The 20,784-nt window shown below is 71.1% G+C and carries 16 protein-coding genes; 4 read left to right on the plus strand and 12 right to left on the minus strand.

Annotated elements, in window-relative coordinates:
• Positions 1-2: 2 nt before the first annotated feature.
• The 4 genes from GWK15_RS13465 to GWK15_RS13480 are packed head-to-tail and all read right to left on the minus strand — an operon-like array spanning position 3 to position 3,871.
• The gene (locus tag GWK15_RS13465; RefSeq protein ID WP_168041844.1) at positions 3-1,055 is read right to left on the minus strand and encodes a DUF1190 domain-containing protein; all 1,053 of its coding nucleotides are present in this window, start codon (positions 1,053-1,055) and stop codon (positions 3-5) included.
• A gap of 10 nt (positions 1,056-1,065) precedes the next feature.
• Positions 1,066-1,491, minus strand: a complete 426-nt coding sequence (locus GWK15_RS13470) for a DUF350 domain-containing protein (protein ID WP_168041845.1) — start codon at positions 1,489-1,491, stop codon at positions 1,066-1,068.
• A 23-nt stretch (positions 1,492-1,514) separates the two neighbouring features.
• On the minus strand, positions 1,515-2,699 hold the full coding sequence (locus GWK15_RS13475) for a glutathionylspermidine synthase family protein (RefSeq protein WP_168041846.1): 1,185 nt from the start codon (positions 2,697-2,699) through the stop codon (positions 1,515-1,517).
• Positions 2,700-2,710: 11 nt separating this feature from the next.
• Positions 2,711-3,871 (minus strand): glutathionylspermidine synthase family protein, encoded by a 1,161-nt coding sequence (locus GWK15_RS13480; protein WP_168041847.1) that lies wholly within the window; start codon positions 3,869-3,871, stop codon positions 2,711-2,713.
• 103 nt (positions 3,872-3,974) lie between these two features.
• Here GWK15_RS13480 and GWK15_RS13485 point away from each other — a divergent pair, with 103 nt between their 5' ends.
• Both GWK15_RS13485 and GWK15_RS13490 read left to right on the plus strand, forming a co-directional pair.
• The gene (locus GWK15_RS13485; RefSeq protein WP_168041848.1) at positions 3,975-5,561 is read left to right on the plus strand and encodes an ABC transporter substrate-binding protein; all 1,587 of its coding nucleotides are present in this window, start codon (positions 3,975-3,977) and stop codon (positions 5,559-5,561) included.
• Between the two features lie 11 nt (positions 5,562-5,572).
• Entirely contained in the window at positions 5,573-5,965 is a 393-nt protein-coding gene (locus GWK15_RS13490) for a hypothetical protein (protein ID WP_168041849.1), read from the plus strand.
• Between the two features lie 130 nt (positions 5,966-6,095).
• On the opposite strand, the gene GWK15_RS13495 is transcribed toward GWK15_RS13490, so the two are convergent.
• Complete coding sequence (locus GWK15_RS13495) at positions 6,096-7,724, minus strand: flavin-containing monooxygenase (protein ID WP_168041850.1); 1,629 nt, start codon at positions 7,722-7,724, stop codon at positions 6,096-6,098.
• Between the two features lie 205 nt (positions 7,725-7,929).
• Between GWK15_RS13495 and GWK15_RS13500 the strand changes: the two genes are divergently transcribed.
• Entirely contained in the window at positions 7,930-10,221 is a 2,292-nt protein-coding gene (locus GWK15_RS13500; protein WP_168041851.1) for a molybdopterin guanine dinucleotide-containing S/N-oxide reductase, read from the plus strand.
• A gap of 43 nt (positions 10,222-10,264) precedes the next feature.
• Here GWK15_RS13500 and GWK15_RS13505 read toward each other — a convergent pair whose 3' ends face one another.
• Both GWK15_RS13505 and GWK15_RS13510 read right to left on the minus strand, forming a co-directional pair.
• Complete coding sequence (locus GWK15_RS13505) at positions 10,265-11,845, minus strand: ABC transporter substrate-binding protein (RefSeq protein ID WP_168041852.1); 1,581 nt, start codon at positions 11,843-11,845, stop codon at positions 10,265-10,267.
• Between the two features lie 107 nt (positions 11,846-11,952).
• Complete coding sequence (locus GWK15_RS13510; RefSeq protein WP_168041853.1) at positions 11,953-12,870, minus strand: dihydrodipicolinate synthase family protein; 918 nt, start codon at positions 12,868-12,870, stop codon at positions 11,953-11,955.
• Between the two features lie 98 nt (positions 12,871-12,968).
• Here GWK15_RS13510 and GWK15_RS13515 point away from each other — a divergent pair, with 98 nt between their 5' ends.
• Positions 12,969-13,658, plus strand: a complete 690-nt coding sequence (locus GWK15_RS13515) for a GntR family transcriptional regulator (RefSeq protein ID WP_168041854.1) — start codon at positions 12,969-12,971, stop codon at positions 13,656-13,658.
• Positions 13,659-13,661: 3 nt separating this feature from the next.
• Here the strand turns inward: GWK15_RS13515 and GWK15_RS13520 are convergent, their stop codons facing one another.
• The 5 genes from GWK15_RS13520 to GWK15_RS13540 form a co-directional block, all read right to left on the minus strand.
• Positions 13,662-14,783, minus strand: coding sequence for an ABC transporter permease (locus GWK15_RS13520; RefSeq protein WP_168041855.1), 1,122 nt, complete (start codon positions 14,781-14,783; stop codon positions 13,662-13,664).
• A 3-nt stretch (positions 14,784-14,786) separates the two neighbouring features.
• Entirely contained in the window at positions 14,787-17,504 is a 2,718-nt protein-coding gene (rbbA, locus tag GWK15_RS13525) for a ribosome-associated ATPase/putative transporter RbbA (RefSeq protein ID WP_168041856.1), read from the minus strand.
• Positions 17,501-18,583, minus strand: a complete 1,083-nt coding sequence (locus GWK15_RS13530) for an HlyD family secretion protein (RefSeq protein WP_338147247.1) — start codon at positions 18,581-18,583, stop codon at positions 17,501-17,503. Before GWK15_RS13530 ends, rbbA begins: the two co-directional genes overlap by 4 nt.
• 85 nt (positions 18,584-18,668) lie before the next feature.
• The gene (locus tag GWK15_RS13535; protein ID WP_168041857.1) at positions 18,669-19,307 is read right to left on the minus strand and encodes a TetR/AcrR family transcriptional regulator; all 639 of its coding nucleotides are present in this window, start codon (positions 19,305-19,307) and stop codon (positions 18,669-18,671) included.
• The gene (locus tag GWK15_RS13540; RefSeq protein ID WP_168041858.1) at positions 19,304-20,782 is read right to left on the minus strand and encodes an efflux transporter outer membrane subunit; all 1,479 of its coding nucleotides are present in this window, start codon (positions 20,780-20,782) and stop codon (positions 19,304-19,306) included. Before GWK15_RS13540 ends, GWK15_RS13535 begins: the two co-directional genes overlap by 4 nt.
• Positions 20,783-20,784: the final 2 nt, after the last annotated feature.

A 20,784-nucleotide genomic window follows, 5' to 3' on the forward strand; every position in this document is an offset into this window, starting at 1 on the left:
GCTCAGCCCCCCGAGGAATAGGCGCGGCCGGTCGAGCCGAAGCCTGCGCGGGAGATGGTGGAGGCGGGGCGGGAGACGGTGGTGCCGCTCACCCGCGACCCCGAGCCGCTGGAATAGACTGCCATGCGATTGGCGGGGGCGAGGCGGCGTGTGCCGCTGTCCCAGGCCTGCAGCGGCCCGGTGCCGCTGGCCGGGCGATAGGCCGCGGTGGGCTGGCGGTCGGCCGTCCAGGTCCAACCCTGGTAGCGCGGCCCGATGCCGCGGGCATAGGTGCTGCGGTAGCCGGAATTGTAGCCGATCCACCAGCCCGCCCGCGACGCGGTGCCGGTGGTGCCTGCCGTGGTCGGTGGCGGCACGGTCTCGGCGACCGTCATGGTCAGCGCGCTTTCGGGCAGTTCCACCTCGACGCACTGGCCCCAGGCGGCGCGGCAGGAGTCCTGCGTCGCGAAGCGGTTGGGCAGCGGCACGGGGCTGCGCTCGCAGGCCTGCCATTCGGCGCTGCAGGTCGCCTCGTCCGGGTAGATCGGGGCGAGGCGGAGATAGGCGAAGGTCAGCGCCGCCGGGGTGGCGGCGCCGCTGGAGACCTGCGCCACCTGCACGTTGCGCGGCGCGGGCTGCGTCGCGAGGGCGGCGCCGGCCTGCTGCACCGGGGCGGGCAACGCCCAGTAGCGCGCGGCGCGGTCCTGCAGGACCGGTTCGAGCGTCCGCTGGTCCCCCGGCGCGTTGGTCCAGCCCGCCAGCACCGGGCGCCAGTTGGGGCCGGTGGCGGCGAGGGTCTCGCCCTCGCAGGCGCCGCGGCCGAAGGTCGCCTCGCAGGCCGCGACGGTGGTGAATTGCGGGCGCGTCGCCACCTGTTCGCGCGCGATCACCTGTTCGAGCACGTCGCAGCGCGCGGGATCCTCGCCGAGGCGGCGATGCGCGGCGCGGCAGGCATCGAGCCGCGCTTCCGCCTGGCCCGGCAGGTCGGGCGGCGGCGCTTCGTCGCAGGCGGTCGCGCCGATGCCGAGCGTGACCAGCGCCGCGGCCCGCACGGTGCGGGACCGGCGCCGGGCCACGCCGGCCGTTTCAGCCGGACATGACGGCATTGTTCAGGATCCCGGCGCCGACCTGCATGAAGGCGATGAAGACCGCCGCACCACCGACCTTGTCCTCCTCGATCTCCTGCTTCAGACGGCCCGCGAGCAGCGTGGTCAGCACGAGATGCGCGAGCAGCTGCACCGCGATGGCGACGATGCACCAGATCACCTGGTCGAGCGGCCCGGCCGCCGAGCGCGCCACCGCCGCGATCGGCAGCACCATGCCGACCGCCTTGCCGCCGAAGGCCAGCGCGCAGGGCAGGTTCCCCGCGCGCAGCAGCTCCAGTTCCTTCTGCGGCGTGATGAACGAGACGATGACGAGGCCCGCCACCCAGAACGCGGCGCCGAGCGAGAAGGCGACGAGGAAGCTGAGCAGGGTGGCGGGAAAATGAGCGAGGATCTCGGCGGCGGTCATCCCGGTCGTTCCTTCTTGGCGCGTCAGCCGCGCAGGATATGGGGCACGAAGCGCGCGGCCGGGCCGGTGACGGGCCCGCGCGATTCCCGGAAGGACAGGCCGGCCGGCTGCCCGCCGACCATCCAGACCGAGGCCGCGCAATGCACCTGGCCGCGCGCCGAGGGGAAGACCGGCAGCGGGCAATGGGCCTGGTAGAGCAGCGGGCCGACCTCGGCCTCCGGCACCGGGCCGATCGGCTGGCCGGGGAGGAAGACGTGCTCGCCGTCCCAGCCGCGGCGCGGCTTGGCGACCACCTCCCCCTGCGGCGGGCGGTCGAGGAAGGTCGGCAGTAGGTTCGGCGCGCCGGGGAACATGTGCCAGAGCAACGCCATCATCGTCTTGTCGGCGAGCAGCCTTACCCAGGCGCCGGGATAGATGCGGGTGCGCGAGCGGGGCAGCACCTCGGCGTTCGGCTCGTCCTCCATCCAGTCCCAGGGATAGATCTTGATCATCGCATCCTGGGGTTCGTCGCGGTCGTCGGTGAAGCGCTGGGCATCGGCGTCCCAGCCGACCTGCTCGATCGAGCAGATGCGCGCAGCGAGGTTCGTCTTGCCCGCGATCTCCGCGAGGTATTCGGCGTCGAAGCGTTCCGTGGTGTCGGCGGGACGGCCGTTCGCTTCCGTCGCGCCGCCGCAGGCGATCATGAAGCGCGCGGGCAGGCCGATCTGCGGGATGTGCTCGGACAGCTTCTCGTAGAGCAGGTTTTCCTGCGAATCCCCGCTGCGTCCGCTGGCGGACTGCCAGGATTCGAACCATTCCCACTGCACGAAGGACGCCTCGGCGAGGCCGAAGGGCGAATCCGCCTCGTAGTCCGTCAGCATGGGCGTGCCGTCGGGCGCGAAGGAGAAATCCATTCGCCCGTAGAGCGGGGCATCCTTGCTGCGCCAGGATTGCGCGATGGCTTCCTGCATCGCGGGGCTCTGGATGCCGAAATAGGCGTAGTCGCCGGAGGCGACGAGTTCCTCGACCGCCTGGTAGCAGCGCGCCTGGATGCCCTTGGCGGCCTCGAGCAGCGCATCCGACGCCGCAGCGTCGATGAGGTAGGCGGCGTCCGTCACCCACCAGGGCTCGCCATCGGGGTTCGGCACGTTGAGGCCGAGCTCGCGCAGCCGACCCTCGAAGAGCGAGGGCGTCGTCACCGGTTCGCGCCGGAAGGGCGGATAGGGCATGGCGGCCGCGTCTACAGGATGACGTGCGGCACGAAGCGGTCCTCGAAGGTCGTCACCCTGTCGTCCCCCTCCCGGATCCCGAGGCCGGCGGGTTCGTCGCCGACCATCCAGACGCCCATGACGGGATAGGCGAGGCCCTTCGGCGTCGCATGTCCCGGCAGCGGCGCCCATTGTTGCCAGATGGTGGGCGAGGGGGGCAAACCTTCCGCGACCTCGGTCGATTCATCCCGCGCGGTCCCCTCGACCGTCATGCCCCATCCTTCGAGCCCCAGCGCCGGCTTGCCGATGGCCGGCCCATCGATCGCCGCGCGGTCGAGCGAGGCGGGCAGCAGCAGAGGATGGCGCGGGAACATCTCCCAGAGTGTGACGAGGATCGCCTTGCTCGCGTGCAGCATCCGCCGCGCCGGTTCGATCCAGCGCGTGCGGCCGAGCGGCAGCAGGCGGCCGCCTTCCTCGGCATCGAGCCAGTCCCACGGGTAGAGCTTGAAGCAGGCGGCGAGCGGGGCGCCATCCGGCGTGACGAAGCCGGTCTCGGCCTGCCAGGAGATGTCGTCGACGGGCAGGAATTCGGCCTCGTGCCCCGCGGCGCGGGCGGTGGCCATGAGGTAGGCGACCTGGGCGATCTCGTCCTCCCGGTCGCGTTCGGCCGCGAAGTGGATCCGGCGCGGCAGACCCATCCGCGGCCAGCGCGCGACCAGCGCGTCGTCGATCGCGTTCCATTGGTCGCTGCCGGGTGCGTCGGGGGTTTCCTCGAACCAGGCGAGCTGCACCGTCGCGGCCTCGAGCAGCGCGGCGGGCGTCTCGGCGTTGAACTCATACAGCTTGACCGAACCGTCGGCGGGATCGAGGCGGAAGTCGAAGCGGCCGTAGAGCGAGGGTTCGCGCAGGCGGTGTGAGTCCTCGACGAGGGCGGCGAGGCGCGGGGTGAAGCCGAAGGCGGCGTAGTCGCCGCGCGCGACGACGCGGTCGACCGCCGCGGCGATCATGCCGTTCAGCTCGCGCGCGGCCGCCTCCATCGTCGCGACGGCTTCTGGCGTGACCGCGTAGCAGGCATCGCGCGCCCAGTATTCGCGACCGTCCGGGGTGTGGAAGGTGAAGCCGAGCGCCTCGGCGCGCAGGGGGAAGGCGTCGTCGCGCCGCAGCGCGCGGCGGGTGATGGCGGGGCTGGGCATCGTCGCGCGCAGTATAGGCGCAGGCGGAGGCGTTTGACCGCGGCGCATCCGCGCACCTAGGCTCCGGTCCAATCGCCCCTGGGAAGAGAAGGCCGGAAACGCCATGGACCGTCGCACGCTGCTGCAGGGCGCCGCCGCTGCAGCCTTTGCCTCCGCCGCGCCCGCCATCGCCCAGCCCGCCCGCACGGCGACGCTGCGCTTCGTGCCGCAGGCGAACCTCACGGCGCTGGACCCGATCTGGACCAGCGCCATCGTGACGCAGATGCACGGCTACCACGTCTACGACACGCTCTATGCCGTGGACGGGAACCAGCAGCCCAAGCCGCAGATGGCCCAGGGGCACAGCGTCAGCCCCGATTTCCGCGTTTGGCACATCCGCCTGCGCGAGGGGCTGCGCTTCCACGACGGCGAGCCCGTCCGCGCGCAGGACTGCGCCGCGAGCCTCGAGCGCTGGGCGAAGCGCGACCCCTTCGGCCAGATCCTCGCCGCCGTGGTGGACCGCTGGGGCGCGAGCGACGACCGCACCATCGAGATCCGCCTGAAGCGGCCCTTCCCGCTGCTGCTCGACGCACTGGCCAAGCCCGATGCGAACGTGCCCTTCGTCATGCCGGAGCGCCTGGCGCGGACCGACGCCAACACCCAGGTGTCCGAGGTCGTGGGGTCCGGCCCCTATCGCTTCGTGCGCGACGAGTTCGTCTCGGGCAGCCGCGTCGTCTATGCGAAGAACGATGCCTATGTGCCGCGGCAGGAGCCGTCGGACTGGGCCTCGGGCGGCAAGGTCGCCTATTTCCCGCGCATCGAGTGGCACATCCTGCCCGACCCCGCGACGGCGTCCGCCGCGCTGCAGAGCGGCGAGGTGGATTGGGTGGAGCAGCCGCTGTCGGACCTGATCCCGACGCTGCAGCGCAACCGCAACATCGCGATCGACATCCTGAACCCGGCCGGCCTGCTGTCGATCATGCGCCTGAACCATCTGCAGGCGCCGTTCAACGACGTGAAGGTCCGGCAGGCGGTGGCGCTGTCGGTGGACCAGCCGGAATACATGCAGGCGACGCTCGGCAGCGACCGTTCGGTCTGGCGCGAATGCCGTAGCCTGTTTCCCTGCGGCACGCCCTTCGGCGTCGAGGACCTGTCGGAGTTCAACCGCGCGCCGCGCAGCCTCGATCGCGCGCGCGCGGCGCTGCAGGCCTCGGGCTACAAGGGCGAGAAGGTCGTCATCATCAACCCGACCGACTTCCCGCTGATCGGCCCGCATGGGCAGCTCACCGCCGACCGCCTGCGCCGCATCGGGATGAACGTGGAGCTCGCGGAAACCGATTGGGGCACCGTGGTGCAGCGCCGCGTGCGCAAGGAACCGGTCGAGCAGGGGGGGTGGAGCATCTTCCACACCTATGGCTCCTCCCTCGCCTACCTGAACCCGGCGGTTTCCTCGCTGGTGAAGGGGCCGGGGGCGAATGGCTGGTTCGGCTGGTACACCAGCCCGCGCGCCGAGGAGCTGATCCAGGCCTGGCTCGACGCCGGGGAGCCGGACCGCCAGCGCAGCCTCGCGAACGAGATCAACAAGCTGGCGCAGGACGACGTCGCGACCATCCCGCTCGGCCAGTTCTACATCCGCACCGCCCATCGGCGCAGCATCACGGGCCTGGCGAAGGGCAGCATGCCCTATCCCTGGGGCGTGCGGCCGGCCTGACCGGACGTCGGATGCGCTTCAACCACGTCGCCAACCGCCTGGCGCGCGAGCACTTCGACACGGTCGTCGAGATGCTCGCGACCTGCCTCAGCTTCGTTCCGCTGCGGCGGACGGAACGCGCGATCTGGCTGCGCCAGCCGGGCAGCAACATCGACCTGCAGTTCAGCCGCAGCGACACGACGGGGCGGGATGCGGACAAGCTGCGCTCGCAGGTGTCCTTCCTGAGCGACACGCCGGAGCATGACCTGGTGGTGCTGCAGGGATGGCTCGAGGCGCGCGGCATCGCGGCGCAGGTCGGGGCCTATTCCGACCGGGAATTCTACCTCGACGCCCCCGCCGCCTTCGTCGACTTCGTCATCGAGGCGATGACGCCCGATCTCGCGGAGTATGGCGTCGAGGTGTGAGGCGCGCGCATGCGTCTGCTTGACGAGACCGGCCCGCACCCCCACCCGGCCACCCACGTCAGGATCCTGGATTGGGTGGCCGGGTGGGGGTGCGGGCAATGCGCCGTAAGGCGCATTGCCTGGCAAGCGCTCAGCGGAGCGCCACGCCCTCGTAGCCGCGTTCCGCGATGCCGTTCGCCCAGCCGCGATAGGTCGGCGCGCTGCCGGTGTACCGCGCGACGCGCCGCACCTGGCGGCCGGCGACGTTGATGTTCACGCCGGTCATCCAGGAATCGACCTCCATGGAGAGCAGGCCCTGCGCCACCTCCATGACGTGGTCCATCCAGGTCTCGACCGCTTCGGACGTCGCCTCGGCCCGCGTCAGGCCATGGGTCTGCATGTGGCGCAGCAGCGCGGTGACCCAGTCGACGTTGAACTCGATGGATCGCGGGATGTTGCCCAGCGCCGTGTGCGGCCCGAGCAGCATGAACATGTTGGGGAAGCCGTCCTGCAGCATCCCCACCAGCGAGGTCGCGCCGTCCTTCCACAGCTCCTTCAGCGTCACGCCGTCCTTGCCGCGGAAGTCGATGCGGTCGAAGGCGCCGCGCAGGGCGTCGAAGCCGGTGGCGTAGATGATGATGTCGAAGTCGTATTCCGCATCGGAGGTCTTGATGCCGGTCGGCGTGATGCGCTCGATCGGCGTCGCCTTGCTGTCGACCAGCAGCACGTTGGGCTGGTTGTAGACCTCGTAGTAGCGGGTCTCGAGCGGGACGCGGCGGGTGCCGAAGCCGTGGTTCTTGGGGATCAGCAGCTCGGCGACCTTCGGGTCCTTCACCCGCTGGCGGATCTTGTTGGCGACGAAGTCCGAGATGACGCGGTTCGCCTCCCGGTTCGTCAGCATGTCCTTGAAGTTGCCGACCCAGATGCCGAAGCCGCGCTCGCCGTAGAGCTTCTCGAGGAAGGCGTTGCGCTCCTCCTCGCTCACCTCGAAGGTGCCGCGCGGGTCGGGGGTGTGCAGGAAGCAGGAGAAGGTCTCGTTGCAGCGGGCGAAGATCTCGTCGTAGCGGGCGCGGATCGCCGCCATCTCCTCCGCCGTGATCTTCCCGTTGTGCAGCGGCGCGCACCAGTTGGGCGTGCGCTGGAAGACGGTGAGCTGCGCCGCGGTCTTCGCGACTTCCTGGATGGTCTGCACGCCGGAGGCGCCAGTGCCGATCACCGCGACGCGCTTGCCGGCGAAGTCGACCGGTTCCTTCGGCCACAGCCCGGTGTGGAAGGACTGGCCCTTGAAATCCTCGATGCCCGGGAAGGTCGGCATGGTCGGCGCGGAGAGCGCGCCGATCGCGGTGATGAGGAAGCGGGTGCGGTAGCGGTTGCCGTCCTCGGTGCCGACGGTCCAGGTCAGGCTCGCCTCGTCCCAATGGGCGAAGGTGACGCGCGCGCGGAAGCGGATGTCGCGGCGCAGGTCGTACTTGTCCGCGACGCGGTTGAGGTAGCGCTCGGTCTCGGGCTGCGGGGCGAAATGCTCGCTCCAGCTCCATTCCTGCAGCAGGTCCTTGTCGAAGGAGAAGCCGTAGGAATAGCTCTCGGAATCGAAGCGGCAGCCGGGGTAGCGGTTCCAGTACCAGGTGCCGCCGACGCCGGTCCCCGCCTCGAGCACGAGGGAATTCAGGCCCAGTTCGCGCAGGCGGATGAGCTGATAGAGGCCGGACATGCCGGCGCCGATCACGAGCGCGTCATAGGTCTGCGTCGGCGCGGACGCCTCGGTGGCGGTGGCGGACATGGCGTTGGACTGTTCCTCCGTGGACGGCGCTCCGGCAGTCTTCTTGATGGGGCTGACGGGCCGTTGCGGTCTTTGACGGCGATCAAGCCGCTGTATCGCCACGATGCCGCGGCCCCGCCGCCCCGTCCAGCAGGGCTGGGGTGGATTGCCGCGGGCGGCTTCCGGTCGCTACGGTCGCCTTGGTCCCGCAGGAACGCCGACGCCGATGAACGCACCACCCCGCCTCAAGCCGCATTCCTCGCATTGGGGCGTCTTCCGCGCCGGGTGGCAGGGCGACCGTCTGGTGGTCGAGCCGCATCCGAGCGACCCCGACCCCAACGGCATCCTGCAGAACTTCCCCGAGGCGCTGCGCCACCGCGCCCGCGTCGCCCAGCCGATGGTCCGGCGAGGCTGGCTCGAGAAGGGCCCCGGCGCGAGCGACAGGCGCGGGCGCGACACATTCGTGCCGGTGTCCTGGGAGAAGGCGCTCGACCTTCTCGCCGGCGAATTGGCCCGCGTGCGGGACGCGCATGGCCCCGGCGCGATCTTCGGCGGGTCCTATGGCTGGTCGAGCGCGGGGCGCTTCCACCATGCGCAGAGCCAGGTGCACCGCTTCCTGAACGTCGCGCTCGGCGGCTACGTGAAGTCGGTGAATTCCTACAGCGCGGGCGCCTCTGCGGTGATCCTGCCGCACTTCCTCGGGCCGTTCGAGGCGGTGTCGCGTCGCAACGTCACCTGGGACCAGGTGGTGGCGCACAGCGAGATCGTCGTCGCCTTCGGCGGCATGGCGCTGAAGAACTCGATGGTCGCCTCGGGCGGCGTCAGCGCGCATGTCGAGCGGCGGTCCATGGCCGCGGCGGCGGCGCGCGGCTGCGCCTTCGTCAATGTCTCCCCGGTGCGGGACGACCTGCCGGAGGAGGCGCATGCCGAATGGCTGGCGCCGGTGCCCAACACCGACACGGCGATGATGCTCGGCATGGCGCATACGCTGCTGACCGAGGGGCTGCACGACCGCGTCTTCATCGAACGCTACTGCTCCGGTTGGGCCGAATTCGAGGCCTACCTGACCGGCGCGTCCGACGGCGTGGCGAAGACGGCCGACTGGGCGGCGGCGATCTGCGGCCTGCCGGCGGCGACCATCGCGGGCCTCGCGCGGCGCATGGCGGGCAAGCGGTCGCTGATCGTCATGGCCCATTCGCTGCAGCGCGCCGAGCATGGCGAGCAGCCGGTGTGGATGGCGGGCGTGCTGGCGGCGATGCTGGGCCAGGTCGGCCTGCCGGGCGGCGGCTACAACTATGCGCTCGGTGCCATCGCGCATTACGGCAAGCGCTACAACGCGGTGCCGGCCGCGGCGCTGCCGCAGGGGAAGAACGGCGTCGGCGCCTTCATCCCGGTCGCGCGCATCTCCGACATGCTGCTGAACCCGGGCGCGGCCTTCGACTATGACGGCCAGAAGCTGACCTATCCCGACATCCGCCTGGTCTACTGGGCGGGCGGCAATCCCTTCCATCATCACCAGGACCTGAACCGGATGCGCCGCGCCTTCGCGACGGTCGACACGCTGGTGGTGCACGAGATCGCCTGGACCGCCACCGCGCGCCACGCCGACATCGTGCTGCCGACGACGATGACGCTCGAGCGCGAGGATATCGGTGCCGCGCCGACCGACCCGCTGATGGTCGCTATGCACCGCATCGCGGAGCCCTTCGGCCAGGCGCGCGACGACTACGCGATCTTCGCTGACCTCGCCGAACGACTGGGCAAGCAGGAGGCCTTCACCGAGGGGCGCGACGTGCAGGGCTGGTTGCGCAACCTCTATGAGCCGACGCGCAAGGCGCTGGCGGAGAAGGGCCTGCCCGCGCCCTCCTTCGACGAATTCTGGGAGGCAGGGGAGCTCATCCTGCCGCAGGACGCCGACGATGGCGGCATCCTGCGCGCCTTCCGCGAGGACCCCGAAGGCGCGCCGCTGCCGACGCGCACGGGGAAGATCCAGCTTTCGTCTCCGACGATCGCGTCCTTCGGCTACGACGACTGCCCCGGCCATCCGGCCTGGCTCGCGCCCTCGGACGCGCCGGCGGAAGGTCGTCCGCTGTGGCTGGTGGCGAACCAGCCGGCGACGCGGCTGCACAGCCAGTTCGACTTCGGGGGCCACAGCAGCGGCATGAAGCGACGCGGGCGGGAGGTGATGCGCATCCATCCGCGGGACGCCGCGCCGCGCGGCATCGCGGACGGCGACATCGTGCGGTTGTTCAACGCGCGCGGTGCCTGCCTTGCAACCGCCGCGGTGACCGAAGACGTGCGCGCGGGCGTCGTGCAACTGCCGACCGGTGCCTGGTACGACCCGGAGGATCCGGAGGACGACAAGGCGCTCTGCGTCCACGGCAACCCGAACGTGCTGACGCGGGACGTGGGCACCTCGCGCCTCGCGCAGGGATGCACGGGGCAGCTGACGAGCGTCGAGGTGGAACGCTTCACCGGCAACCTGCCACCGATCCGCGCCTTCGATCCTCCCGCGTAACCCCTGACCGGCGCGCGCTGCGCAGCGCGCGCCGGCCGAAGGCTCAGCGCTTCTCCATGTTCCAGAAGAACTGCACGGGGGAGACGATCATCCCCGTGAGCGCCTTGCGATAGGCCATGGGCTGCTCGACCGACCCGGTCGGCACGAAGGGCACGGTCTCGAAGGCGCGTTCCTGCATCTCCTTCGCGATGCGCAGCTGCGCGGCCGCGTCGGAGGTCGCGAGCCACTGGTCGCGCAGCCCCTCGAGCGTCGGGTCGTCCGGCCAGCCAAGCCAGGCCGCCGTGCCATTGGCGCGGATCAGCGGATTGATCGCCGGGTTGGTCAGGTCGGCGCCGGACCACAGCGTGTGGAAGGCCGACCAGCCGCCCTGGTCCACCGGGCCGCGGTTGTTGCGGCGCGAGACGAAGCTCGCCCAGTCGGTGGTGATGAAGTCCACATTCATCCCGAGCCGCTTGAGCAGGTTCTCGCTGACCTGCGCCTGGTTGTAGGCGATCGGCTGGTCGGCGGGGGCCAGCAGCACGACCTTCTCGTTCGCGTAGCCGGCCTCGCGCAGCATCTGCCGCGCCCGCTCGACATTGGCGCCGACGGCCGCGGAGCCGACGTCGGACGCGAGCGGCGTGCCGCAGGTGAAGAAGGATTTGCACGCCGCGTAGTATTCCGGCGAACCGGCCACCGCCTGCATGTAGTCGTCCTGGTTCACCGCCATCATCACCGCCCGGCGGATCGCCGGATTGTTGAACGGCGCCTGCAGGTGGTTGAACCGCATCAGCAGCTTGAAGCCGAGCGGGACGTTCAGGATCTCGATGTTGCGGTCGCGCTTGAGCACCGGCAGCAGGTCCACCGGCGGCTGCTCCCACCAGTCGATCTCGCCCTGGCGCATCGCGCCGGCGGCGGCGGGCGCCTCGGTGATGCCGAGCCATTCGATGCGGTCGATCTTCGCGATCTTGCCGCCGGCGGCCCAGGAGGGCGCTTCGTCGCGCGGGACGTATTGCGCGAAGCGCTCATAGGCGGCGCGCTGGCCGGGATTCCATTCGCCGGGCAGGAAGCGCCAGGGACCGGAGCCGATCGCCTCGGTGATCGGGCGCGAGGGATCGGTCGCCGCGATGCGTTCCGGCATGATGAAGGGCACGTTGGAGGAGAGCTTGCCCAGTGCCTCGAGCATCAGGGGGAAGGGGCGCTTCAGCCGGATGGTGAAGGTGCGGGCGTCCTTTGCCTCATAGCCTTCGACCGACGCTGCCATGGTCTGGCCGAAGGCATCGCGCGCGGACCAGCGCCGAATGGAGGCGATGCAGTCGGCACTCGTGACCGGCGCACCGTCGTGGAAGACGAGCCGGTCGCGCAGCGCGAATGTCCAGGCGAGGCCGTCGGCCGCCGTCTCCCAGTTCGCCACCATCTGCGGGCGGACGCGGTAGGTCTCGTCGGTCGCGAAGAGCGTGTCGTAGACGAGGTAGCCGTGGTTGCGGATGACGTAGCTGGTCGCGACGATGGGATCGAGCGCCGGCAGCGGCGTCGACGGCACGAAGCGCAGCGGCGCCGGACGCTGCGCCCGCGCCGTGCCGATGACGGCGCCGGGCAGCGCGAGCCCGGCACCGCCGGCGAGAAGGGAACGACGGCTGAAAGTCATGTGAGCCTCCGGATCGAAGTGTCGCCCGGTGGCTGGCTGCTCCGTTGCCCCTGCCGCTCTTGCCGGCGGCCGGGGCTGTCAGTCGGTGTGCGCGCCGCGCGGGCCGGTCAGGCCGCGAGTGCGGGCAGAGAGGGCCTCTTGGCGAGGGCGGAGGCCATGAGGGCCTCGACCTCGCGGCGGTCGGCGTCGGGCAGGGGCAGGCGGGGCGGGCGGGTGAGCGCGGAGCCGCGGCCCATGATCTGCTCGCAGAGCTTGATGCATTGCACGAGGTCGGGTCGCGCATCGAGGTGCAGCAGCGGCATGAACCAGTCGTAGAGCGCGCGGGCTTCCGCGTAGCGCCCGGCGGCGGCCAGGCGGAACAGCGCCTCGCCTTCCTGGGGGAAGGCGTTCGACATGCCCGACACCCAGCCCACGGCGCCGAGCATGATGCTCTCGACCACGGTGTCGTCGAGGCCGGCGAAGAGCGTGAAGCGATCGCCGACCATGTTGCGCAGGTCGGTGAAGGCGCGGGTGTCGCCCGAGGAGTCCTTGAAGGCCTGGATGGTCTCGACATCGGCGAGCGAGGCGAGGATCTCGGGCGTCACCGCGTTCTTGTAAATGGGGGGGTTGTTGTAGACCATCAGCGGCAGGTCGATGGCGGTGCCGACGGTGCGGTAATGCGCGGCGGTCTCGTGCGGCTTGGCGGAATAGACCAGGGCGGGCATCAGCATGATGCCGTCGACGCCTGCCTTCCGCGCGGCGCGGGCGGTGTCGATGGCGAAGGCGGTGGTGAATTCGGCGACGCCGGCGACGACGGGGACCTTGCCCTTGGCGACGTCGACGGCGGCCTCGATGACCTGGACCTTCTCGGCGGTGGAGAGCGAGCAGTTCTCGCCGACGGTGCCGCAGACGACGAGGCCGGAGACGCCGTCGCGGATGAGGCCGGCGATGACCTTCCGCGTGGCGTCGACGTCGAGCGAGAAATCGTCGCGGAACTGCGTTGTCACGGCGGGGAAGACGCCCCGCCAGCTTACCTTCTGCGCCATCGCCAGTCCCTCCTTCGGGTGTGGCGCTGTGTAGAATTTATAAATTGCTGTCGTCAAGCAGAATTTATAAATTCACCGAACACAACGGATCCAACGACATGGGACGCCGCGCCGCGCGCACCGCCACCCTCGGGGAAGGCCACAAGACCGTCACCGGCGCGCTTGCCGAGGCGATCCGGCGCCGCATCCTGGACGGCAGCTACGCCACGGGAATGAAGCTGCAGCAGGACATGCTGGCGGCGGAGTTCGGCGTCAGCCGCATCCCGGTGCGCGAGGCGCTGTTCCAGCTCGACGCCGAGGGTCTGGTCACGATCGAGCCGCAGCGCGGCGCCACCGTCTCCTCCCTTTCGCCCGAGCGGATGACGGAGACGCTGGAGCTGCGCGCGATCCTCGAGCCCTACCTGCTGCGCTGCTCCGCGCCGCGGCTTACCGATGAGGACTTCGCCGCGCTCGACCGGCTGCTTGCGGACTATGCCGCGGCGATCGAGGCGCATGCGGTGAACCGGTGGGGCGAGCTGAACACGACGTTCCACCTCGGCCTCTATGCGCGCGCGGGGCGGCCGCGGGCGGTAGCGACGGTGGCGACGCTGCTGCGCGAATCCGACCGCTACACCCGCGTGCAGCTCGCCGCGAGCGCGGAATACCAGCGCCGCGCGCAGGCCGAGCACCTCGAGCTGCTGCGCCTGTGCCGCGCGGGGGAGGTCGAGGCCGCCGCCACGCTCCTCCAGAGCCATGTCAGCCATGTGCGCGAGACGCTGGGGCGCATCCTCGGTGCGGCGCAGGTGTAAGGCTCAGGCCATCTTGCCGACCGTCGAGCGGAACCGCGCCAGCGCATAGCCGAACAGCGCGGCGCCGATCCCGCCCAGCCAGAGGAATTGCGGCCAGACCACCGACAACCCGGCGCCGCGGTACAGGATGCCCTGCGCGAGCATCACGTAGTGCGTCGTCGGCGCGGCCATCATCACCAGCTGCACGCCCTGCGGCATGCTCTCGCGCGGCGTCTCCCCGCCCGACAGCATCTGCAGCGGCAGCAGGACCAGGATCACCAGCAGGCCGAATTGCGGCATCGACCGCGCGACGGTGCCGAGGAAGATGCCCATCGAGGTGGTGGCGAAGACATGCAGCGCCGTCCCGGCGAGGAACAGCGCGAGCGAACCGTGAATCGGCACGCGCAGCACGCCCTGGACCACGACCAGCATGGCCATCGCGGTCGCGGCGACAACCACCAGGCCCATGGCCCAGACCTTGGCCGTCATGATCTCGAACGGCGTGACGGGCATGACGAGCAGGTGCTCGATCGTGCCGTGTTCCCGTTCGCGGATCAGTGCCGCGCCGGCCAGCACGATCGACAGCAGGGTGACGTGGTTGATCACTTCCATGATCGCGCCGAACCATGCGGGTTCGAGCTGCGGGTTGAAGCGCGCGCGCAGCACCAGATCCACCGGGGCCTGGTCCACCGCGCGGTAGCGGCGCGCGAAGTCCGTCACCTCCCCGGTCACGATGGACTGGATGTAGCCGGCGCCGGTGAAGGCCTGGCTCATGCGCGTCGCATCCACGTTCAACTGGATGGTCGGGTTGCGACCGGCCAGCAGGTCGCGCTGGAAATCAGGCGGGATGTCGAGCGCGAAGGTGTCCTGCCCGGCATCCATGCGCGCATCCATCTCCCCCTGGGTGATCGCGACGGGGGGCAGGAAGAAGGGCGGGTAGAAGGCGCCGGCGATGCGGTTGGCGACCGGGGAACGGTCCTCGTCCACGATGGCGACGGCCGCGCGGCTCAGCGTCTCGGGCATCGCGGTGGCGGCGGCGTGGATCGCGACGGTGAAGGAATAGACGATGAGGATGAGCAGCACCGGGTCGCGCAGCAGGCTGCGCAGTTCCTTGACGCCCAGATTGCCGATGTTGGCCACGCGCATCGCTCAGCGCTCCTGCTTGCGCAGCCGTGCCGCGCTGAGGGCGATCAGCACCGGGCCCGCCGCCGCCAGCGGCAGGATCGCCGGCCATAGGTCGCCGAAATCCAGCGCCTTCGAGAAGGTCCCGCGCGCGATCGTGACGTAGTAGGCCGTCGGGTAGATGTGGCCGATGACGGCGCCGACCCCTTCCATCGAGGCCACCGGATCGATCACGCCGGAGAACTGCACCGCGGGCAGGATGGTGACGATGGCGGTGGCGAAGATCGCCGCGATCTGGCTGCGCAGGAAGGTCGAGCACAGCAGCCCCAGCGCAGTCGCCGCGCCCAGGTAGAGCAGCGTGGCCAGGACCAGCGCCGGCAGGCTGCCCTTCAGCGGCACGGCGAACAGCGTCAGCGCCAGGATCACCATCAGCAGGAAGTTCAGCATCCCCAGCGCCAGGTAGGGCAGCTGCTTGCCGAGCAGGAATTCGAGCCGCGTGACCGGCGTGACGTAGAAGTTGACGATCGAGCCCAGCTCCTTCTCCCGCACCACGCTGAGCGCGGTGAGCATGGCGGGGATCATCATCAGCAGGATGGGGATGATCGCCGGCACCATGGCGACCAGGCTGCGGACGTCGGGGTTGTAGCGGTAGCGCGTCTCGATGGTGAACAGCGGCGTGGCGCTGCCCTGGACGGACAGCGCGGCGCGCTGCGCCAGCCATTGCGCGTGCATGCCCTGGACGTAGCCGCGGATGGTCTGGCCGCGGGATGGCATGGCGCCGTCGATCCAGGCGGCGACCTTGGCCGGGCGGCCGCGTGCGATGTCGCGGGCGAAGCCGGGCGGGATCTCGATGGCGAGCGTCACCTCGCCCGACTGCATCCGCCGGTCGAGCTCCTCGTAATCGGTGATCGGCGGGCGTTCCGTGAAGTAGCGCGACCCCGCGATGTTCAGCGTGTAGTCGCGGCTGGTCGTGGTCTGATCGCGGTCGAGCACGGCGAAGGTCAGGTCCTCGACATCCAGCGTGATGCCGTAGCCCATGATGACCATCAGGATGACGGTGCCGAGCAGGGCGAGCGTGGCGCGGACCGGATCGCGGCGCAGTTCCAGCGCCTCCCGCCGCGCATAGCTGCCCATGCGGCGCGGGTCGAAGCGGCGGCGCGGCGGCGGCGGGGCGGCGGGCGCCGCGACGGGCGCGGCGGCGGGGGCCTCCGCCGCGCCGGTCGCGTCCTGGAGGTAGCCGATGAAGGCGTCCTCGAGCGTCGCGACACCGCGCCTCGCCTTCAGCGCCACGGGCGTGTCGCTGACCAGCACCTTGCCCGCATGCATGAAGGAGACGCGGTCGCAGCGCTCGGCCTCGTTCATGAAGTGGGTCGAGATGAAGATGGTCACGCCGTCGCGGCGCGACAGCTCGACCAGCATGCGCCAGAAGCCGTCGCGCGCGACCGGGTCGACGCCCGAGGTCGGCTCGTCGAGGATCAGCATCTCTGGCCCGTGGATCATCGCGACAGCGAGCGAGAGCCGCTGCCGCTGGCCGAGCGGCAGCGCGTCCGGCAGCGCATCCATGATGCCACCGAGGCCGAAGCGCGCGGCCATCTCCTCGATGCGCGCGGGGATCGCCGCGTGCGGCATGCCGAAGAGCCGCGCATGGAGGTCGAGGTTCTGCCGCACCGTCAGCTCGCTGTAGAGCGAGAAGCCCTGCGACATGTAGCCGACGCGCCGGCGCGTCCCGAGGTCGCGGGCATCCACCTGGCGGCCGAACAGCCAGGCCTCGCCCTCGCTGGCCGGCAGCAGGCCGGTCAGCATCTTCATCGTCGTGGTCTTGCCGCAGCCGTTGGAGCCGAGGAAGCCGAAGATCTCCCCCCGCCCGATGCGGAAGGAGACCTGGTCCACCGCGGTGAAGTCGCCGAAGCGCATGGTCAGGCCGCGGGCCTCGATCGCCGTCTCACCGTCCAGCGCCGCGGGCCGGGGCGGGATGTCGATCGTGCTGTGGCCGTTCCGACGGTCTTCGGGCAGCAACGCGACGAAGGCGGCTTCAAGGGTCGCCGTTCCGCTGCGCGCGAGCAGGTCGCCCGGCGTGCCGGTGGCGAGCACGCGCCCGCCATCCATCGCCGCCAGCCAGTCGAAGCGCGCCGCTTCCTCCATGTAGGCGGTCGCGACCAGCACGCTCATCCCCGGGCGGCCGGCGCGGATGCGCTCGATCAGCTCCCAGAACTGGCGCCGGGAGAGCGGGTCGACGCCCGTCGTCGGCTCGTCGAGGATCAGCAGGTCCGGGTCGTGTATGAGCGAGCAGCAGAGGCTGAGCTTCTGCTTCATCCCGCCCGACAGCTTGCCCGCCGGCCGGTCCAGGAAGGGGGCGAGGCCCGTCGCCTCGGTCAGCGTCGCTATGCGGCGCTCGCGTTCGGCCCGGTCGTGGCCAAAGAGGCGGCCGAAGAAGTCGATGTTCTCCGCGACCGAGAGCGTCGGATAGAGGTTCCGCCCGAGCCCCTGCGGCATGTAGGCGATGCGCGGGCCGACCTCGGCGCGATGGCGGGCGCGGCGCATGTCGCCGCCGAGGACCTCCACGCTGCCCGCCTGCATCGCCCGCGCGCCGGCGACGAGGGCGAGCAGGCTCGACTTGCCGACGCCGTCCGGGCCGATCAGCCCCGCCATGCAGCCCGCCGGGATGTCGAGGCTGACGGCGTCGAGCGCGACGGTGCGGCCGTAGCGCAGCCCGACCTCGCGGAGCCTCGCGACCGGCGCGGTCATGGCCGGGGCAGCCGCACCTGCAGGCGCGCGGGCCATTCGACGCGCGGGTCGACGCGCACATAGGCCACGCCCGGCAGGCCGGTCTTGACCTGGCTGGCGTGCTCGCGGAGCAGCTCGGGGCTGATGCGCGCGCGCACGCGGAACATCAGCTTCAGGCGTTCCTCCGCCGTCTCGACCGTGCGCGGGGTGAACTGCGCGACGTCGGAGACAAGCGAGACCTGCGCCGGGATGACGAATTGCGGCACGGCGTCGAGCACGAGGCGCACCTCGGTGCCCAGCGCGACGCGCCCGGCATCGGTCGTGGGCAGGAAGAAGGTCATGTAGACGTCGGCCAGGTCGACCAGGTTCACCACGCGGCCGCCGGCGGCGATCACCTCCCCGGCTTCGGCCACGCGGTATTGGACGCGGCCGGCGCGCGGGGCGCGCAGGGCGCTGTCGTCGATGTCGACCTGGATGCGCTGCATGGTGGCGCGCGCGGCCTCGGCCTCGGCATCCGCGCCGACCACCAGGGCGCGGGCGGAGCTGATTGCAGCGTCGGCCGCCGCGACCTGGGCGCGCGCGGCACCCTGGGCGGCGCGGGCGCCTTCGAAGGTGGCGCGGTCGTCGTCAAGCGTCTGCTGCGGCGCGTTGCCGCGGGCGGCGAGCTCCTCGGTGCGCGATAGGCGACGCCGCGCGGCGTCGAGCTGCGCGTCGCGCTGCGCGACCACGGCCTGGGCGGCGCCGCGCTCGGCCTCGCGCTGCACGACAAGGGCGTTGGCGGTCTCGATGCCGATCATGGCGCGCCGCAGCCGGGCCTCCGCCTCGCGCAGCTGGGCCTCGAGGGCGGCGGTGTCCATCCGGGCGACGACCTGGCCGGCGGCGACGACGTCGCCCTCGTTCACCAGCACCTCGGCGATGCGGCCGGCGATCTTGGCGGCGACGTCGATCTCTACCGCCTCCAGCCGTCCATTGCCGCGGGCGATGCCGGGCGGCAGCGGCGCGGGCCGCACGGATTCCCAGCCGACATAGGCTGCCGCCGCAGCCGCGGCGAGCAGCACCGCGACCACGAGCGTGTTGAGGATGGGGTGGCGTGACCTCACGGGCAGCGTCCGGCACGGTTGGGGTTGCGAAGCGCTTAGTCCCGGCGCGGCGTGGCGGCCTTGCGTGAGCGCAAGGCGGGGCGGGTCAGCCCGTCGCCGGGACCAGTGCCCCGCGCAGGAAGGTCTCGACGGCGTCGCTGGCGAGCCTTTCGATCTCGGCCTCGGTCGGCGGGCCGTTCAGGCCAAGCAGCAGGAACATGTGCGCCGCCCCGATCGCCGCGCCGAACAGCATGCGCGCCGCCTGACGCGCATCGGTCAGCCACAGCCGGCCGGCCGCGATCTCGGCGGCGAGGCGGCGTTCGATGGAGCTCGCGCCGCGGCCGGGTCCGGCGCGGTGAAAGGCGTCGGCCAGTTCTGGCGCGCGGCGCACCTCGGCGATGATCAGGCGGAAGATCGCGACCTGCTGCGGCTCGAACAGGTGCCGCGCGACGGAGACGAGCATGGATCGCAGCGCGGTGGCGAGGTCGGGTTCGGCCTCCGCCGCCGGATCGATGCCGACGGGGCAGAGGCTGTCCTGCATCACCGCCTCGAACAGCAGGGACTTGGAGGCGTAGTGCTGGTAGAGCGTGCGCTTGGACATGCCGGCGGCCTGGGCGACGTCGTCCATCCGCGCGGCGGTGTAGCCGTCGCGCAGGAAGATGCCGTGCGCCGCCGACCGCAGCAGGCGATCGCGATCCGCCTCGGACAGGCGGCGCCGCGGGGCGGCCTCCGCCACCTCGCTCATGATGCCCCGGATCCCGCCCGCGCCATGGTCCCGCTCCGCTCCTGCCAGCCCCCGCCGAGGGCACGATACAGCGAAACCCGGTTCTGCTGCCGCTGCAATTCGAGGGCGATGAGTTCCTGTTGCGCCTGGAAGAGTTGGCGCTGGGAGTCGAGCGAGGCCTGGTAGTTGTCGAGCCCGGCGCGGAAGCGCAGCAGGGAGAGCCGGTAGGCCTCCTGGTAGGCGCCGACCAGGGCGCGTTCGGCGGCGATCTGCCGGTCATATGTCCCACGGGCGGCGAGCGCGTCCGAGACCTCCTGGAAGGCGGCCTGGACGGTGCGTTCGTAGGTCGCGACCTGGATGTCGGTGCGGATGCGCGCGGCATCGAGGCTGCCCTGCAGCTGCCCGGCATTGAAGATCGGCAGGTTGATCTGCGGTGCGAAGGTCCAGGACCCGCTGCCGGCGCCGAACAGCTGGTTCAGCCCCGCGCTCGCCGTGCCGGCATTGGCCGTCAGAGTGATGCTGGGGAAGAAGGCGGCGCGGGCGGCGCCGATCTCGGCATTGGCGGCCGCGAGGTTGCGCTCGGCCGCCAGCACGTCCGGTCGGCGCAGCAGCACAGCGGAGGAGACGCCGGCGGGCACCTCGGCCACCGCGCGGCCGACCGAGGAGAGCGAGGCGGGCAGGATCTCCTGCGGGACCGGCGCGCCGAGCAGCAGCGCCAGCGCATTCACGTCCTGCGCCTTCAGCCGGGTGTAGCGCTCGAGCCCCGCGCGGGCCGTCTCGACCGAGGTCTGGGCCTGGCGCAGCGCGACTTCCGTCGCTGTGCCGCCCTGGAAGGCGGCGCGGGTGATGGCGAGGGCTTCCTGCTGGTTCGCCAGCGTCCGCCGGGTCAGGTCGAGCGCTTCCTCGTCCGCCGCGATGGCGAGCCAGGCATTGGCCACCTGCGCGATCAGGCTGATCTGCGCGGCGCGACGCGTCTCGCCGTAGCTGAGGTAGCGCTCGAAGGCCGCCGAGCTCAGGCTGCGGACGCGGCCGAAAAGGTCGATCTCATAGGTGCTGAAGCCGATGCCGGCGCCGTAGATGCGTCGGGTGATGCCGGCGGCGGCGTCGATCGGCACCGAGGAGGAGGCGACGGGCAGCGGCGTGCGGCTGGCGTCGAAGGATCCCGTGGCGCCGACGTGCGGAAACAGGTCGGCGCGCTGGACGCGGTACTGCGCCTCGGCCAGCGCGACGTTCTGCACGGCGATGCGCAGGTCGCGGTTGTTGGCCAGCGCCGTCTCGATGGCGCGCTGCAGGCGCGGATCGGCGAAGGCGTCGCGCCAGCCGATGGAGTCGGCCTCGCGGCCCGGATCGGCCGGCGCGGCGGCCGCGGTGCTGCGATAGGCGGGACCCTCCGGCCAGGCGGCGGGCACGCCGGGGCTGGTCGCGGGGGTGTCGGGGATCAGGCTGCAGCCGGCGGTCAGCAGCAGCGCGAGGGACAGGGCGGGCAGTCGGGTCATGG

It is taken from the genome of Neoroseomonas oryzicola (genome assembly GCF_012163135.1).
Taxonomy (GTDB): domain Bacteria; phylum Pseudomonadota; class Alphaproteobacteria; order Acetobacterales; family Acetobacteraceae; genus Neoroseomonas; species Neoroseomonas oryzicola.